Below are 17,604 nucleotides of genomic sequence, written 5' to 3'. Positions count from 1 at the left end.
CAGCAGGGGCAGAGAATTGAGGAGGCAGAAGAATGCTGAAGATATATGACCTGAAAACAGAATATTTAAGAAATCCCCGGGGAATTGATGCGCAGAATCCCAGACTGATGTGGAAACTTGACAGTGATAAAAGGGGTGTAAGTCAGAAAAGCTTCCGGATCATCGTGCGGTCTGGCGGGGGAAAAGAAAATGAGGATGGCGCTTCTGCTGTCTGGGACAGTGGTATTGTAAAGAGCGGGAGCCAGTGTACCCGCTATGAAGGAAGCAGACTGGAGAGCCGTCAGGAACTCCTCTGGAGAGTGGAGTGTACAGTGGCGGATGAAAACGGACAGCAGGAAGACGCTGTCAGTGAGTGGGCATGGTTTGAGATGGGACTGCTGAGCAGGGATGACTGGACGGGAAAATGGATCGAGCCGGAAACCGGAGATCCCCATGACCGGGTTTTTCGGGAGGCACGGAAGCCCTCGCCTTATCTGCGGAAGACATTTTTTGTGGAGAGAGGCCTGAAAAAAGCAAGGATCTATCAGACTGCCCACGGGCTTTATCATTTCTGGATCAACGGAAATTCCGGTACAGAAGACTGCTTTAAGCCGGGACTTACCAGTTATTATTACCGGATCCAGTATCAGGTTTACGACATTACGGCAATTCTGAGGGAAGGGGAGAATGTCTGGGCGGTGATGCTGGGAGACGGATGGTGGCGCGGTGTGACCGGGGGAACGGTAAAGAATAATTTCGGCCCGAAGCTCCACTTCCTTGGACAGATTGAACTGGAATACGAGGACGGCAGGAGAGTGGTGATCGGAACCGATGAATCGTTCCGCTGCAGTACCGGAGGCATGCTTGCGTCCGATATGCAGATGGGGGATATCTATGATGCGGCAAAGGAGCCGGACGGATGGAAAATGTCCGGATTCGATGACGGTCTGTGGGAATGCGTCCACCTTGCGGATGGTGCAGAAAATTACGGACTGGACGCGCAGCTGATCGCCTCCCGGAGTGTGCCGGTGCGGGAGAAAGAGCATTTCTCCCCGAGGGAGTTCCGGGATGCAGAGGGCAGAAGAGTGCTGGATTTCGGGCAGAATATAGCCGGATATGTGAAAATGCGCGTCCGCGGATGTGCGCCCGGACAGGAGATCACCCTGACCCATGGGGAGGATATAAAGGACGGGAAGTTTTCCACCGGCAATATCAGTGACACGCCCCTTCCTCTGGATCGTTTTCAGCAGGTTGTCTACCGCTGCAGCGGAAAAGAGGAAGAAGAATACTGTCCTCTGTTCTCCATCTTTGGCTTCCGGTATGTGCTTCTGGAAGGATATGAGGGAGAGATCCGGGATGGGGACTTTACTGCTGCGGCAGTATATTCGGATATGGAGGAAACAGGGGACTTTACCTGTACGAATCCGCTGATCAACCGTCTGGTGAAGAACGCCAGATGGAGCCAGAAGGGAAACTTTATGGATGTGGCGGTGGACTGCCCTACCCGGGAGCGAAACGCATGGACCGGCGACGCGCAGATCTACACAAAGACTGCGGCGTGGTTTATGGACGTGTATCCTTTCTATGAGAAATGGATGCAGGATCAGGCGGTCGAACAGTATGAGAGCGGAAAGGTCGGAATCACCTTCCCTTCCACGAGCAGTGTCCACGATCCGGAGGAACTGGCATATATGAAGGAGAAGAACTCTCTTTCTGCGCTGGCAGGTCCTTCCGGAAACGGGAGCATAGGCGAGGATTGTGCGGGATGGGGAGATTCGGCGGCGTGGATCCCGGAGATGATCTGGCAGTGTTATGGCGACCGGCAGATCCTGGACAATCAGTATGAGACGGCAAAGCGGTGGGTGGATTATATGCTCTCCTGCGCGAAAGACCGTAACCCGCTCTATGAGGATCAGCCCCAGTACCATACCCGGGATGAAAACGGCGAATTGGATGCGGACTACATTTATGACACAAAGATGCATTACGGCGAGTGGCAGGAGCCGATACGGAAAACAGAAGCTTCTGCAGAGACAGCACAGAAAGATGCAGGAAAAGACGGACAGGGAGAAAGCGGGAAGCCTGACAGGACGAAAGAGGAGATTCTGGGTGAGATCTTTGCCCGGTGGATCCGGGAGGGAAAGCCCCTGGTCGCCACGGCGTATATGTGCCGTTCCGCACAAAATGTGGCGGATATGGCAAAGGTGCTCGGAAGGACCGAAGATGCAGAGAAATACCAGACTTTGGCTGATAAGATCCGCACCGTCTACGACCGCTATTTCATCAGTGAGGACGGCGTCATCGAACCGGGACACCAGGCAGCCTATGTGCGTGCGCTTGCTTTTGACCTGGTAAGCGAGAAGAAACGTCCGGCAGTTGTGCGGCAGCTGATCCTCGAGATTGAGAAGAATGACTACTGCCTGAATACGGGATTCCTGTCTACCCCCTTCCTGCTTCCGGTACTCGTGGAGGAAGGATATGCGGATCTGGCATACCGGATCCTGGAACAGAGAAAGTCTCCGTCCTGGCTCCACGCTGTGGAACTGGGCGCAACAACGATCCTGGAGAGTTGGGACGGGATGGATGCCCACAGGGCTTCCTTCAATCACTACAGCTTTGGTGCTGTCTGCGATTTCCTGTTTTCGTATACTGCAGGAATCCGTGTGGAGGCAGATCATCCCGGATACAGGGAATTTACGCTCTGTCCGGTGATAGGGGGAACGCTGACCGGAGCGTCGGCATTCTATGAGAGCCGTTACGGGACGATCCGGTCAGAGTGGAAATTGGATACAGACCGGGGAATATGGGAATATGACTGTTCGGTTCCGGTCAATACCACAGCAAGAGTTATCCTTCCGGACCGGAGAAAACTGACTGTGGGGAGCGGGACATGGCATTTTTCGGGGGAGTCTCCTGTGGCGGAGACGACCGAAGGCAAGGTGAGAGGATGCATCAGAGACGGAAAATCTGTGTTCCGGGGCATTCCATATGGAGACCGATGTGACGGAGAGTTCCGTTTTATGGAACCGCGTCCGGCTGAGAAGCACGAAGGGATCCTTGACTGTACCGGATCTGCGCCGGTGACCATGCAGAACCAACTGTCTCTGGAGACGATGCCGGAGGCGATCCGTCCGATGGTGAAGGAGAGTGCAGATATATTTACCGGAGGAAAGGACTGTACGGAATTTGCCGGGAAACCGGGGGAAAACTGCCTTGTTCTGAATATTGTCACACCCGGGACAGATACGGCGCAGCGTCCCGTCATGGTGTATATCCACGGCGGCGGATATATGAGCGGTTCGGGAAATGTGACTGCGGAGATCTCAGACAGGCTCATCGACGAGGAGGATATTGTCCTGGTTACGGTCAACCACCGGCTGAACATATTTGGCGGGATGTATCTGGGACACTTTGACAGAAAATATGAGTCGTCCGGTCTGAACAGCCAGCTGGATCTGATCCTGGCGTTAAAATGGCTGAAGAAAAATATCCGTGTATTCGGCGGTGATCCGAAGAACATCACTCTAATGGGAGAGTCCGGCGGGGGTATCAAGATCGAGCATCTGATGGCCATGCCGGAAGCAGAAGGGCTGTTCGAAAAGGCGGTTATCATCAGCGGTTCCATTCCGGTCGGCGCCAAGACGAAGAAAGAGGGAGAGGAAGAGACGGTGGAGGTGATGAAGCGCCTTAATATCTCACAGGACAAATGGAGAGAGCTTCTTACCATGGACGCCGGCAGGCTGTTTGCGGGATGCGCGGGCATGGAGCTGATCCGGGAAGACAGGACGCCCTTTATGCCTGTGGCTGACGGGGTGCATCTTATGCCGAATGAGGACGGTGGATATCATGTTTATAAATGTTCCCGGAAAGTACCGGTGATCGTCGGAGCGTCCGAGGAGGAAATCGCCTCGAATGTAGTAAAAAATCCCTCCATGACCTGGGATGATGTGCGCAGCGGGCTTCTGAAACAGGAATTTTCCATTCATCAGACGCTCCCGGGTGTGGCAGAGGAGAACGTGGACGGACTGATCCGGGTGTTCCGGGATAGCTGCGGGGATACTAAACAGCCCTGGCAGATCTATGTTCAGATGATATCCATGTGTCATTTTCTGGGAGATGGAGCATACCGGTTCGCGCAGAAGCGGGCGGAGATGGAGCGGGATATTCCCGGAACCGCCCCGGTGTGGCTCTACAGTGTGGGGTATGACACTCCCCAGCCGTTACTCGGCGGTCTGCGCTGTGCATGGCACACGGCGGAGCTTCCTCTTGCGTGCCGGGCAGTATACTATCCGGAGCAGGAGAAACTTTCGAAGATCATCGCCCATGCATTTGCATCCTTTGCCAGGACGGGAAGACCGGAGGTCGGACAGGCAGACGGAGGAGAGTGGGAACCATTTACTGCAGAAAGGAAGATGACAATGATGTTTGATGAGACATGCGAGTGCAGGCAGGATCCGTATAAAGAGATTCATGAAGCGGTAGATATCATGCTCAATAAAGAAGGCAGTCCGGAAGGAGAACGAAACCGGAAACCACTTCAGTCAGACCTCAAATGCCTGCCAATACAGAAAATGGTATTTAAGAGCGTGCACCATGGCGTGCCGGTAAATTCCTTCGAGCCGAGAAATGAGCCGGGAGAGCACGTAAGAGAGGACGGGATCGTCTATGTGAATGATATCTGCTACGGCGAAAAATATCCCAACAGTTACCTGGACATCTGGTATCCGGATGCAGACCGGAGCGCAAAACGTCCCACGGTGATCTATATTCACGGAGGCGGATTTATCTTCGGGGACAAGGTATCCGGAGATCCCATGGCTGCAGGAAAAGATGGAGGCGCAGATTTCTTTGCGGAGATCGCACGGCACGGATACAATGTGATCAGCCCCAACTATGCCCTGGCGCCGGATTACCGTTTCCCGGTGCAGCTGGAGCAGGTGGATGAGATGCTCCGCTTCCTGACCGATAATCAGGAGAGATACGGTCTGGATATGGAGCATGTGTTCCTGGGCGGAGGCAGTGCCGGAGCGGATCTGACGGAACTCTACGGACTTCTTCTGGTGAACCCGGAATATGCTGAGAAGATCGGAGTGCGCCCCACAATCCGGATGGAGCAGATCATAGGACTTCTGATCGATGAGGCGGCGCTGTCGGTGAGAAATTTTGAGAAGAACATGAACGCCATGCTCGGCTGCTGGATGGGGACGGACGAGCCGTCAAAAGACGGGAAAATAGCCGAAGTTATGGACGCTTCCAGGTGGATTGGAAGCAGGTATATCCCTTCCTTTATCATCAGCAGCAACAAGGATATCTTTTTCAAGGATTCCGCGGACGACCTTGCGGCAGTCCTGGAGAAAAACGGCATTCCTTATGAATATTTTTACCGGGGACCGGAGTGCGGTGTGCTGGATCATGGATTTATGCAGCTTTACGGGACGAACCCTTATGCAAAGGAATGCTTTGAGCGGATGCTTGCATTTATGAAGCTGTATATTTGAGGCAAAATAAGGATAAAAAAGACAAGATCATATTATTTCTGCGCGCTGTCCTTTGATACAATACTTCCAACAACAGAAAGACCGAAGCAGTTTTTCTACAGTATGCAAATGTTTCATGTTTTTTATGTTTGGAGGAAGTAAGATGCAGAGTTTAGCGACAAAACACAATGACCCGGAGGCAAAGCTGGGCTGGGGAGAAAGACTCGGATACGGCTCCGGGCAGTTGGGAATGAATGCGATCAATGCGGTGCTCGGTTCATTCCTGACAATCTATTTTACAAATGCGGCGCTGCTCGATGCGGGAATTATTGCGTCGATCATCGCGGTTTCAAAGGTATTTGACGGTATATCGGATCTGATCATGGGGAATATTGTGGACCGCACGAAGTCCCGGTTCGGAAAAGCCCGGGTGTGGATGATGCGGATGTGTATTCCCTTTGCAGTGACCACGGTGCTGTTATTCTCTGTTCCGTCCAACTGGCCGGATATGGCGAAATACGTCTATGTATTTATCCTGTATAACCTGGTAAATGCGGTCTGTTACACGGCGATGCTGGTTCCGTATTACTCCATGATCTCTCTGATGACGAAAAATGCCTATGAGAGGGGAATGCTCGGCAATGTGCAGCAGATTTTCCAGACGCTGGCCAACGTTGTCATCAATTCCGTATTCATCGCCATGCTGACGGCATTTACCGATAATGCGGAAAATATTTACACGCAGGGAGCCTTTACAGTTACAATGATTATCGTGTCGGCGGCCATGGTAGTGCTGTCCCTGATCTGCTTCTTTACCACGAAAGAGCGGGTAAAGGACGAGACTCCGACAGAAGCGGCGGAGGAGAATGCGCAGGATGGTTCCGGGGAGAAAAACAGCAGCCGTGACGGGAAAAAAGGAAACGGCAGTCAGGCGGGAAGCGCTGCGTCCAATCCCATTGCAGCCTTTAAGGCGCTGATTACAAACCGGTACTGGGTGGTGATGTTTTTTGCCATGTTCGTGATCTTCTTTGTGATCATCATGTACTCCGTGGGAAATGTCTACTACTGCCAGTATGTGTACGGCGACATGAGCAGGTATTCCTGGATGTCCAACGCGATTTCGGTGGCGCAGTTTGCCATCATGTTCGTGACTCCGTTCTTTATGAAGAAGTTCGGCAAGGCCAGTATTTACAAAGCAGGGATTGCCCTGATGACGCTCGGATTCCTGGGATTCGGACTTTTTGCCGACAGTCTGCCGACGATCATCTTCTTCAATGTGCTGAAAGGTCTGGGGCTTGGAATGAGCGGAGGTATGGCGATGGGAATGGTAGCAGATACGATTACATACAGCCGGTTGAAGAGTGGGATCGACCCGGTAGGAATGGGAAATGCAGCTATGTCAGCCTCCCAGAAGCTTGGTCTGGGACTTGGAACGGCAGTGCTTGGCTGGGTGATGGATGCTGCGGGATTTGATGCTGCCCTGGATACGCAGGGGATCGCGCAGCCGGCATCTGTAGTTACGGCGATCCAGTTCCTGTACAACTGGCTCCCGGTTATCATGTGTGCGATCGTGCTCGTGGCACTGCTCTTCCTGTATGATATCGAGAAGAAACTGCCGGAGATGGAGAAAGAGGGAAAATAGAATATTTATTTTAGAACATACTACAGGGAACAGCAGAAATAAATAATAAATATAAGAAAATACGGCGGAAGAAGGTTAAAGCTGATTTTGGCGCAGATCTTCTTCCGCCTTTTTGCAGTCTTAGCGGGAAGTCGGACGGCATAAGCAGATTATTAAAAACAGGATAAAAATATTAATAACCGGATATATGGAACTGTTCTTTTTTTATATAATTAAAGTCGAGATGAAAGAGAAGGCGGTGCGGAAAGAACTGCGGGGCAAGGAGATGCAGTAAGGCAGGAATACCCGGACAGAAATGGAGGAGAAAATCATGAAGAAAAAAAGGATACACCAGGGCTGGACGTTCTGGAAGGAAGGGCATCAGTCGGAGAAGATGGAGATCGAACTTCCTCATGACGCTATGATCATGGAGGAACGTGTGCCTGATCTTGAGAACGGAAGCGGATCGGGATATTATCCCGGCGGAAAATATTATTACGAGAAGCGTTTTTTCGGGAAAGAAGAGTACAGGGACCAGGCAGTGATCCTGGAATTTGAAGGAGTCTACATGAATTCCACGGTATCCTTAAACGGGGAGAAACTGGGAGGATGGATCTACGGATATACCAACTTTTTTGTGGACCTGACCGGGAAGATCCGTACCGGTGAGGATAATGTGCTCCTGGTGGAAGCGGATAATTCAAAGACGCCGAACTCCCGGTGGTATTCGGGAAGCGGGATTTACCGTCCGGTGAACCTGTGGACGGGAGGAAAACTGCACATTGATCCCCAGGGACTTCGGGTAAAGACGATTTCCTGCGATCCGACAGTCGTCGAGATCACGGCAGAATATGCAGGCTGTGCCGCCGCAGAAATCGAAGCGGCAGGGGAAAGCAGCGCAGATGCCGAAGCGCCAGGAGACAGCAATGCAGGCAAAGGAGCGGATAAAATCACGGTCCAGTATACCGTCTATGACGGGGAAAAGGAAGTCGCTTCCGCGGAAGGGAGAACGGTCCGCATCCCCATTCCTGAGGCGAAGCTGTGGAGCGCGGAAGCGCCATATCTCTACCGGGTAAAGGCAGTGCTTAAAAAGAATGGAAAGGCTGTGGATGAAGCAGAAGAGCGTTTCGGCGTGCGGACACTTTCCTGGAGCGTACAGGATGGACTGCAGGTCAACGGCAGGACTGTTAAGCTCAAAGGAGGCTGCATCCACCACGACAACGGCATTCTGGGAGCATGTACTTTCGACCAGGCAGAGTACCGGAAAATAAAGAAACTCAAAGAGTTCGGATTCAACGCGGTCCGCTATTCCCACTATCCGGCGGGGAAGAATCTGCTGGATGTATGTGACGAGCTTGGGATGTATGTGATGGATGAGTCCTTCGACCAGTGGAGGGTACCAAATACAAAGTACGACTATTCCATCTATTTTGACCGGGAATGTGAAAAAGATATCCGTGCTCTGGCGAGGAAGGATTATAACCATCCGTCTGTCATCCTCTACTGTATTGGAAATGAGATCGCAGATACCGGACGGTCCTATGCGCCGGAGATCGCACGCCGCCTCTGCAGTATCCTGCGGGAAGAAGACGGTACGCGCCCGGTTACGATCGCCAATAATGCTCCCATGAGCATGGTGTCGTTTCTGATGGAAGATCTGGAGAAAGAAAGAGGCGCCGAGATGGGAAGCCTGGAGATCAATGAGCTGATCACGGCCCATCCGGAAGTCGCAGATGCCTTCAAGGCGGGCGCTTTCGGTGCGGAGAAACTGGAAGAGATGGTGGGAAAAGTGTTTGATGAACTTGATATTGCAGGACACAACTACGGCCACTCTTTCTATGAGGGAATCCACAGGATCCGCCCGGACCGGCTCCTTTTAAGTGCGGAGACATTCCCCCAGAGAATGGCAGGCAACTGGCGTGCTGTAGAGGAGAACAGCTGGGTGATCGGAGATTTCCACTGGACTGCCTGGGACTATCTGGGAGAGACAGGCGTGGGACTCCCGGTATACGGCACGAAAGAAGCCCCATTTGCCAAACCCTATCCGTGCCTGACTGCAGCATGCGGTTCCTTTGACTTAAACGGGAATCCGGAAGCGGCTGCGTATTACTGTGCTGCCCTCTGGGGAACACTCAAGGATCCTTATATCGGCGTGCGCCCGGTGAATCACAGCGGGGAAGAATATACGGTAGGTGGATGGAGGCTGACAGACGCCGACGCCTGCTGGACATGGAATGGATGCGAAGGAAGGACCGCCCGGATCATAGTCTACAGCCCGGGGAAACGAGTGGAGCTTTACCAGGACAGCGTCCTGGCAGGAAGCCGGGAACTCAAAGACTGCATGGCAGAGTTTGAGCTTACATATCGTCCGGGTATCCTGGAGGCGGTAAGCTTTGATGAGAACGGCAGGGAGATCGGAAGAAGGAGCCTGAAAACTGCCGGTGAGGCGGTCCGTCTGTGCGTACAGCCGGAGGAGAAAGAGGTAGAAGCAGACACAGAGAGGCTCGTATTTGTTCCGGTGCGCCTGACGGACGCAGAGGGAACGCTCTGCCGGACTGAGGACAGAAAGATCACCGTGACAGTGGAGGGCGAAGGAAAGCTTCTGGCGCTTGGAAGCGCCCGCCCGGAGACGGAAGAAAAATTCTCCGACGGAAGTTATACATCCTGGCACGGCGAGGTGCTTGCGGCAGTGCGCTGTACCGGAAGAAAAGGAGAGATAAAGGTGACTGCTTCCGCACCGGGATGCGAAACGGCAGGCGCGAAGATCATGGCGGTGTAGGTAAATCAGCAGAAGGCGCTATGAAATTCTATTTTAAGAGATGCACTTTCAGGAAAAGATAATTCCTGAAAAGCTGCATCTCTAATGTTTTTTATTTCGGACACTTTTTTTGGTATGACTGTGAGATTAAATTCGGTAAAACAGAACAAAGATGTGAAAAACAGGATATACAGCCTTTTCCCATTTCCTTACTATATTAATAGAAAAAAGAAGAACATTTCTGCACAGCTGCGGGAATAAGTACATCTGTATTTAACGGAAGGAGGACGAAAAAAATGGAGAAATCAGAAGAAAAGCAGACCAGACGGAAAGAAAACAGTCAGGAAAACAGGATATATATCTGGGGGAAAAATATCCCCGGCAACAGCAGCAGAAAAAAGGCTTCCGTTATGGAGATAAAAAGCGGAAAGGGAAATGCCATGTTGGACAGTGTGCGGTGGATCCTTGCGCTGAGAGGCGGAAAGTACCGGGATAAAAAGAAAACGATTGATACATATACTGCCCGGCAGGTACCGGCTGCTGATCCCGATTTCCATGAGACATTTGAAGATACGCCGTATCTGATCCCTTATATTGCAGAGGGAAGCAGGCAGGCTGTGATCGTCGTTCCCGGAGGAGGATACTGCATGAAATCCATGGAAAACGAAGGAACCCAGATCGCGGAGAGACTGCAGAAGAGCGGTGTGACTGCTTTTGTGCTCTGGTATCGTACAAATCCTTATTACCAGCCTCTCCCTCTGATGGATATGCAGCGGGCAGTGCGATATGTACGCTGCAATGCCTCCCGGTACGGGTATGACAGAGATAAGATCGGAGCTGTCGGATTCAGTGCCGGAGGGGCACAGGTTGGAATGTTCCTCAATATCTGGCAGGGCAGACCGGCTGAGTGGGAAGGATATGAGCAGGACCGGACAGATCTGGAAGATGACAGTCTTAACTTCGCGGGACTGGTCTATCCGGCGCTGAGCTACCGGTATAATGCAGGAATGCTTTTCGCTTCGTTCCCGGCAGAAGAGGTAAGGAACCAGGCGAAAAGAGAGGAAATTCTGGAGACATATGACGCGGTGAAGCATATGAACAGCAGAGGAATCCCGCAGTTTATCAGCTACGGGACAAAGGACGATATGGTCAGTATCGCGCAGATCCGGGAGTATGAAGAACTGCTTAAAAGCTCCGGCACCGAATATGAAGAGGCAGTGGTGGAAGGGGCCGGCCACGGATACGGCGCATGTGTCAATGGGGATGAGATCACGCAGGCGCTGGGAGAAAAAGAGGAGAAGGGGTACGGCTGCTGGCTGGAACGGTTTACGGAGTGGGTCAGGCATTGCAACGCATAAGTTTAAGTGAGGAGAAAACACGTGAAAAAAGTATTGAAAATTATCGCTCTGATCGTGCTGGTCATATTGTGCATAATTATACTGCTCGTTTACTTGAGCAGGCGTCCGGCTGCCCCTGCTGATTATCAGGAAAAGGTTCAAACCGGCGGCAGGATAGAAGAAACATATATGGCGAACGGGACTTATGAAGTCTCTGTCTATGAAGAAGCTGTTTTGCAGGGGTTTGGAAAATACATTCTCTATTATCCGAGTGAACTGACAGAAAAGACAGATACATACCCTGTAATCATCATGTGTAATGGAAGCGGTACGCCTCTGTCTAAATATCCTGCGGTAGCAAAGCACTTTGCTTCCTGGGGATTCCTCGTTATCGGCACGGAAGAAAAGTACGATTGGAATGGCTTTTCAGCCGAAATGTGTATCCGTTATCTGGAACTGTTAAGCGAAAATGAAACGCTTGGCGATGGTGACAACGAAAAAGAGAATATATTTTTTCGTAAAATCGACCTTGAAAATGTGGGTATTGTCGGGCATTCCCAGGGTGGTGTCGGCGTGATCAACGCGGTGACTGCACAGCAGCACAGTGATATCTTCAAGACAGCAGTCTCTCTTTCACCGACTAACAAAGAACTGGCACATGACCTGCTCTGGGACTACGATGCAGCACAGATTGATATCCCTGTTCTGCTGATCGCAGGAGCCGGCGGCGGTGACGACTGGGTTGTGACGGGCGAACAGCTTGAAGAAATATATGATGATATTCCTTCCGATAAAGTTATGCTTCGCAGAAAAGACACGGTCCACAATGAGGTACTTTACTCTGCGAATGGCTATGTGACTGCATGGTTTATGTGGCAGCTGCAGGGGGATGAAGAAGCCGGGAACGCCTTTGCGGGCGACAATGCCGAGATTATGAGAAATGAACTGTATCAGGATCAGAAAAGAAGTATCAGAGAACAGGTTCCGCAATAGGAGGATGACGCAATAGGAGGACGAAATGGAACTGACGGTTAAGAATAATTTTCCGACAAAAAAATATGAGAAAAAATGGCAGTTCTGCGTGGGAAGCTGTCACGCCGCGACGCTGTTCAGGGCGGATGCGGTAAAGATGTTAAAAAGAGTACATGATGAACTGGGGATCAGACGGGTGCGCTTCCACGGGACATTCAATGACGATATGGGGACTCTCTGTAATTTCCCCATGGTATTCGGCATCCCGGTGGGGGATCATATCGTGGAGACGAATTTCTACAAGGTGGGACTGGTCTACGACAATCTGCTTTCGGTGGGACTGAAGCCATTTATTGAACTTTCCTTTATGCCGGAGCTTCTGGCGGAGGATCCCACCCATGGATTCGCATATGGAAGCATCCGTTCCCTGCCGAAAGACATGGAAAAGTGGTGTGACTATATCCGGGATTTCCTGAAATATCTCTTCCACCGCTATGGCGAAGAGGAGGTATGTACATGGTACTTTGAAGTGTGGAACGAACCGGATCTGGCAAAGACATTTTTTAAGGGGAGTCAGTCCGGGTATATGGATTTCTATGCCCGGACCGCGCGGACGATCAAGGAATTCTGTCCGCGCCTGCAGGTGGGTGGACCGGCGTCCAGCGCAAGCCGCTGGATCCCGGAGTTCGTTTCTTACTGCCGCGAAAATGACGTCCCGGTAGACTTTATCTCCACACACCAGTATCTGGGAGAGCCATTTCTGGGCGTGACAGAGGAGGAAGCGGAGAAAACATACGAGGAGATCGTGGCGGAACAGGAGAAGGAAGAAGAGGAACAGAAGAAACGCACAGAGATGATCGGGGCAGCGCTCGCTGCGCTTCCCGGGGATACGCCGATCTTAAAAGCGCTGAAAATGGTGTTCGGCGGCGGAAATCCAGAGTACGACGGAACAGACCGGGACGGTCTGGACAGAGACCTGCTTGCGAAAAATGCGGCGATCGTCAGAGAGCAGGCGGACGGGCTTCCGCTCTTCTACACCGAGTGGAACTTAAGCGCTTCGTTTGGCGCCAGAGGGCAGGATATGCGTAAGGTGGCGGCATATGACGTCCGCACTTCCCTCGCCATAGAAGATCTGGTGGAGGGGGACAGCATCTGGTGTTACTCCGACATCTTCGAAGAACTGCACCAGTTCAAGGAGCCATTCCACGGCGGTTATGGGATGATGACATTCCATGGCATTCCGAAGCCTGTGTTCTACGGGATGAGGATGCTGGCGCAGGCGGAGGAAAACAGAATCCTTCTGGATGAATCGCAGTTTACAGAGGTGGAAGCGGCAGCATTTGAAGGAGAGAAGGAGAAACAGATCCTCCTGTTCCGCCAGAATACGAAGCAGTTTAACGCTTTGCCGGAAAAAACGGTGATCCATGTAGAACTTGAAAACGCTCCGAAACGGGCTTATATGCAGCGAATCGATGAAGTCCACTGCAATCCCAGAAAAGTCTGGGAGGAGATGGGAGAGCCGTATGATCTGACTCCCGCGGAAGTGACGGCGATCATGGAAGCGTCTGCAATGCGGGACGAAGAACTTGATTATACATACCGGGACGGAGTCCTTACGGCGGAAGTGGAACTGGGAATCAATGATATCTATTTTATCCGGATAGAAAAGAACACGGAGGAATGAAAAAAGGAGAAGAAAATGGAAAACTACGAGAAAGAACACCTGGAACTGGTAAGAAAAATGACGCCGGAGTGCATGGTACTGATGAAATCAGACGGGGCATTTCCGTTGGAAGGCCCCGTAAAGATCGCTCTCTATGGAAGCGGCGCCCGCCGTACGGTGAAGGGAGGGGGCGGCTCCGGCGATGTGAATGTCCGCAGCTTTACGACCGTGGAGCAGGGGCTTGAGAACGCGGGATTCACCGTTACGACAAAGGCGTGGCTGAACGGATACGAAGAAGAGCGCAGGAAGGCGAAGAAGGAATTCCGGGCAAAGATGAAGGAGAAGATCGCCGAAGACGGTATCGACCGGCTGATGGAGAATCTGACGATCGTGATGCCGGAACCGGATTATGAACTGCCTCTTGACGGGGAGGGAGAGACTGCCGTCTATGTCCTGGCGAGATTCTGCTCCGAGGGGGCGGACCGTCTGGAGACCGAAGGGGATCTGTTCCTGAGCAGGACAGAGATCCGGGATATTCTGGCGCTTCAGGAAAAATACAGAAAATTTCTGCTCGTGCTGAATACAGCGTGTATGGTGGATCTCTCCCCCGTGGCGGAGCAGGTGGGGAATATTCTCCTTCTCTCTCAGCCGGGAATGGCGGTGGGGGATGCCTTCGCCGACGTGCTCCTGGGAAGGACATATCCTTCCGGAAAACTTGCCGCCACATGGACTGCCTGGGATGACTTCTGCAAAGAGGGAGAATTCGGAGGCAGGGATGATGTCCGCTACCGGGAAGGAATCTATGTGGGTTACCGTTGGTTCGACACTGCGGAGAAGAAGCCTCTCTTTCCGTTCGGACACGGACTTTCTTATACGGAGTTTGTCCTGAATCCGGGGGCGGTAAAAGCACAGGGCACGGAAGTGAGGATCCCGGTCTCTGTGAAAAATACAGGAAGCCGTCCGGGAAAGGAAGTGGTACAGGCGTATGTGTCTGTTCCATCCGTAAAGCTGGATCAGCCATACCAGACGCTCGCTGCATTTGCCAAAACGAAGGAACTCCTTCCGGGTGAGGAGACGCAGGCAGAGCTGTCATTTCATATGGAAGATCTCGCATCTTATGATGCAGAGAGTGTAAGCCGGATTCTGGAAGCGGGAAGTTACCTTGTCCGTGTGGGAAACAGCAGCCGGAATACGTGCCCGGTATGTTCCCTGAATCTGGAACGTGAAGTGACTGTAGAACAGGTGCACAGTCTGGAAGGAAAGACTGATTTTACCGACTGGAAACCGGAGAAGGCCGGAGCCGGGCAGGATGGCGGAGCCGTATGGAACAGCGGAAACGGGCAGGACTACGGAACCGGACGGGACAGCGGAGCGGGGCAGACAGATCTGCCCGTGATCCGGATACCGGCTGATGCCTTCCGTCCGGCAGTGCATCGCAGACCGCAGACGGATGCGGAAGCTCTTGCACTTGCGGAGACACTGACAGATGAAGAACTGGCATATCTGTGCACCGGTGATTTTGTGGATGAGGGAAGCAGAAGTATCATCGGAAACGCAGCAATCACTGTGGCAGGCGCAGCAGGAGAGACAACTCCGCGCTTCCGGAAATATGGGGTGGAAAACCTGGTCCTGGCGGACGGTCCGGCAGGACTGCGCATCAGCAGGGAATACGGCGTGGATGAGAACGGCGTGTTCGAGATTAAGCCGGAGCAGGAAGACAATCCTGCGGAATTAATCCCGGAGGATATGATGCAGGCGGTCTTTGCTGCATTTCCGTCCGCTCAGCCGCAGGAACGGCATGGTGAGAAGCATGAGCAGAACTGTACTGCGATCCCGGTGGCAGCAGCCCTGGCGCAGAGCTTTAATCCGGATCTGGCAGAGCAGTGCGGAGAGATCGTGGCAGATGAGATGAAACGTTTCGGCGTGCAGATCTGGCTTGCCCCGTCCATGAATATCCAGAGGACCCCCCTGTGCGGGCGCAATTTTGAATATTATTCTGAGGACCCGCTTGTCAGCGGAAAGATGGCGGCTGCTGTTACCAGAGGAGTGCAGAAGACGCCGGGACTCAGCGTCACTGTGAAGCATTTCATCTGCAATAATCAGGAGACGAACCGTTTCCGCTCCAACAGCATGGTAAATGTTAGGGCGTTGCGCGATATCTATGCAAGAGGATTTGAGATTGCCGTGAAGGAGGCACAGCCCCATGCGGTTATGACTTCCTATAACCTGGTAAACGGCGTGCACACGTCCGAGCAGTATTCTCTTCTCGAAGAGATGCTCCGGGAGGAGTGGGGATTCGAAGGGATCGCCATGTCCGACTGGCTGGGAGGAGAGCCAAGCGCGTCAGACAGGACGAATAAATACCGGAAGTTCGCATCTGCCCAGAGCATTGCTGCCGGACTGGACATCCTGATGCCGGGAGGAAAAGGGCATTATGAGAATCTGCTGCAGGCACGGAAAAATGCAGATGAAAATGAAGTTGAGACTGCGCGTCTCACCCGGGAGCAGCTCGTCCGCGCCGCAGCACGGATGATTGCGTTCGCGTGGAAACTAAAAGGGAAAGACGGTGCGGACATGAAGTGAAAATTCAGGAAAAAGAAAGGAATGGTGATTGTCATGCAGAAAGAAATCAGACTGGAACCCTGGGAGATGCTGCCGCCGGACAGTGAAAAATGGTTTGCACTTCTTGAGAAAGCATCTTATCCGGTACTGGAAGAAGATGAGACTCCGGAGACAGGGAAATTTTACCGGCTATATCCGGACGGATGTTTTGGCGGGAATCGGACGCGTTACCACGGCTCGCTGAGGATTGGAAAACATCCGGAAAAACTGGTGGTGTTTTTTAACGGAGGGGGAGTCATGTATGATGAGTATAGCGCCGCCCGCCCGGGAAATTGGTTTACTACCCATTTTAAAGAAACTTATTATTTCAATGATCCGGAGTGGATGGGCGACATTGCCGCTCGGGAGGGAATCTGCTCATCCCGTGAGGACAATCCGTTCGCAGAATGGTCCATGATCCAGCTGCCGTATTCAAGCGGAGACTTCCATTGCGGAAATGGATGGTACCCGTACCATGCACTGGACGGTACTCCGAGACTTATGGGATGCCATGGGTATAAGAATGCTCTGGCAGTGATCGATATGGCAAAGAAATGGATCGGCACGCCGAAAAAACTGCTGATCGCAGGCGTAAGCGCGGGCGGATTTGGTGCGGCGCTGCTTGCCGATGATGTGATCGGTAAGTTCCCCGGATGTGAAGATATTACGGTAGCTGTGGACAGCTCGCTCCTGATCAGGGAAGACTGGCAGCGCATCGCGCGGGAAGTGTGGCACAGCCCGGAGCATATCTGGAAGCGGCTGACCGGGGACAATATTACGCTGGATTCCCTGACAGCGCTTTACGGCAAATATGGGGAAAGCATCCGCTATCTGTTTATCAGTTCTGTGAGAGACGCTCTACTTGTCGAGGCACAGAACGGACTGGACGGGAAAAAGCTGACCTTTGACAAAGCGGCGGGAATACGATACCGGGAGACGTTGAAAAAGATGTGTGCCGACATGGAGGAGAGGATACCGAAATGCGGATTTTATATTTTTGAAGGGCCGATGGACCAGCAGGGATTCGATGATGCGGAGCTGACCAAACACTGTGTCCTTGACTGTGCGTGGATGTTCGATCACAGAGAAGACGGTATGACGCCCTGCCAGTGGCTTACAGATGCGGTAAACGGGATGGTCATGCGCGTCGGCATGGAGTATCTGAAATAGCCCGGTGACGGATTCGGATCATACAG

At 52.3% G+C, this 17,604-nt stretch carries 8 protein-coding genes; all 8 read left to right on the top strand.

Features of this window, described 5'->3' with window-relative positions:
- Positions 1 to 32: 32 nt before the first annotated feature.
- The 8 genes from B5F07_RS09215 (at position 33) to B5F07_RS09180 (ending at position 17,578) form a co-directional block, all read left to right on the top strand.
- Entirely contained in the window at positions 33 to 5,477 is a 5,445-nt protein-coding gene (locus tag B5F07_RS09215; protein WP_087160987.1) for a family 78 glycoside hydrolase catalytic domain, read from the top strand.
- A 142-nt stretch (positions 5,478 to 5,619) separates the two neighbouring features.
- Entirely contained in the window at positions 5,620 to 7,098 is a 1,479-nt protein-coding gene (locus B5F07_RS09210; protein WP_162613095.1) for an MFS transporter, read from the top strand.
- A gap of 310 nt (positions 7,099 to 7,408) precedes the next feature.
- Positions 7,409 to 9,856, top strand: a complete 2,448-nt coding sequence (locus tag B5F07_RS09205) for a glycoside hydrolase family 2 TIM barrel-domain containing protein (RefSeq protein WP_162613094.1) — start codon at positions 7,409 to 7,411, stop codon at positions 9,854 to 9,856.
- A gap of 275 nt (positions 9,857 to 10,131) precedes the next feature.
- Positions 10,132 to 11,193 (top strand): alpha/beta hydrolase, encoded by a 1,062-nt coding sequence (locus tag B5F07_RS09200; RefSeq protein ID WP_087160984.1) that lies wholly within the window; start codon positions 10,132 to 10,134, stop codon positions 11,191 to 11,193.
- 21 nt (positions 11,194 to 11,214) lie between these two features.
- Positions 11,215 to 12,165: an alpha/beta hydrolase gene (locus B5F07_RS09195; protein WP_087160983.1), complete on the top strand. Its 951-nt coding sequence runs from the start codon at positions 11,215 to 11,217 to the stop codon at positions 12,163 to 12,165.
- Positions 12,166 to 12,190: 25 nt separating this feature from the next.
- Positions 12,191 to 13,828: a GH39 family glycosyl hydrolase gene (locus B5F07_RS09190; RefSeq protein WP_087160982.1), complete on the top strand. Its 1,638-nt coding sequence runs from the start codon at positions 12,191 to 12,193 to the stop codon at positions 13,826 to 13,828.
- Positions 13,829 to 13,843: 15 nt separating this feature from the next.
- On the top strand, positions 13,844 to 16,390 hold the full coding sequence (locus B5F07_RS09185) for a glycoside hydrolase family 3 N-terminal domain-containing protein (protein WP_204248834.1): 2,547 nt from the start codon (positions 13,844 to 13,846) through the stop codon (positions 16,388 to 16,390).
- Between the two features lie 21 nt (positions 16,391 to 16,411).
- A complete protein-coding gene (locus tag B5F07_RS09180; protein ID WP_087160981.1) occupies positions 16,412 to 17,578 on the top strand; it encodes a pectin acetylesterase-family hydrolase in 1,167 nt (388 codons plus the stop codon).
- Positions 17,579 to 17,604: the final 26 nt, after the last annotated feature.

This window comes from Lachnoclostridium sp. An169, assembly GCF_002160525.1.
Lineage (GTDB): Bacteria > Bacillota > Clostridia > Lachnospirales > Lachnospiraceae > Mediterraneibacter > Mediterraneibacter cottocaccae.
The sequence above is the reverse complement of the archived record's forward strand: the minus strand, read 5'-3'. Positions and strand labels throughout refer to the sequence as shown.

Excerpts from the sequence above, each read along its gene's own strand:
- B5F07_RS09185 (WP_204248834.1), top strand. The coding sequence starts at position 13,844 with ATGGAAAACTACGAGAAAGAACACCTGGAACTGGTAAGAAAAATGACG.
- B5F07_RS09210 (WP_162613095.1), top strand. The coding sequence starts at position 5,620 with ATGCAGAGTTTAGCGACAAAACACAATGACCCGGAGGCAAAGCTGGGC.
- B5F07_RS09190 (WP_087160982.1), top strand. The coding sequence starts at position 12,191 with ATGGAACTGACGGTTAAGAATAATTTTCCGACAAAAAAATATGAGAAA.
- B5F07_RS09200 (WP_087160984.1), top strand. The coding sequence starts at position 10,132 with ATGGAGAAATCAGAAGAAAAGCAGACCAGACGGAAAGAAAACAGTCAG.
- B5F07_RS09215 (WP_087160987.1), top strand. The coding sequence starts at position 33 with ATGCTGAAGATATATGACCTGAAAACAGAATATTTAAGAAATCCCCGG.
- B5F07_RS09180 (WP_087160981.1), top strand. The coding sequence starts at position 16,412 with ATGGTGATTGTCATGCAGAAAGAAATCAGACTGGAACCCTGGGAGATG.
- B5F07_RS09205 (WP_162613094.1), top strand. The coding sequence starts at position 7,409 with ATGAAGAAAAAAAGGATACACCAGGGCTGGACGTTCTGGAAGGAAGGG.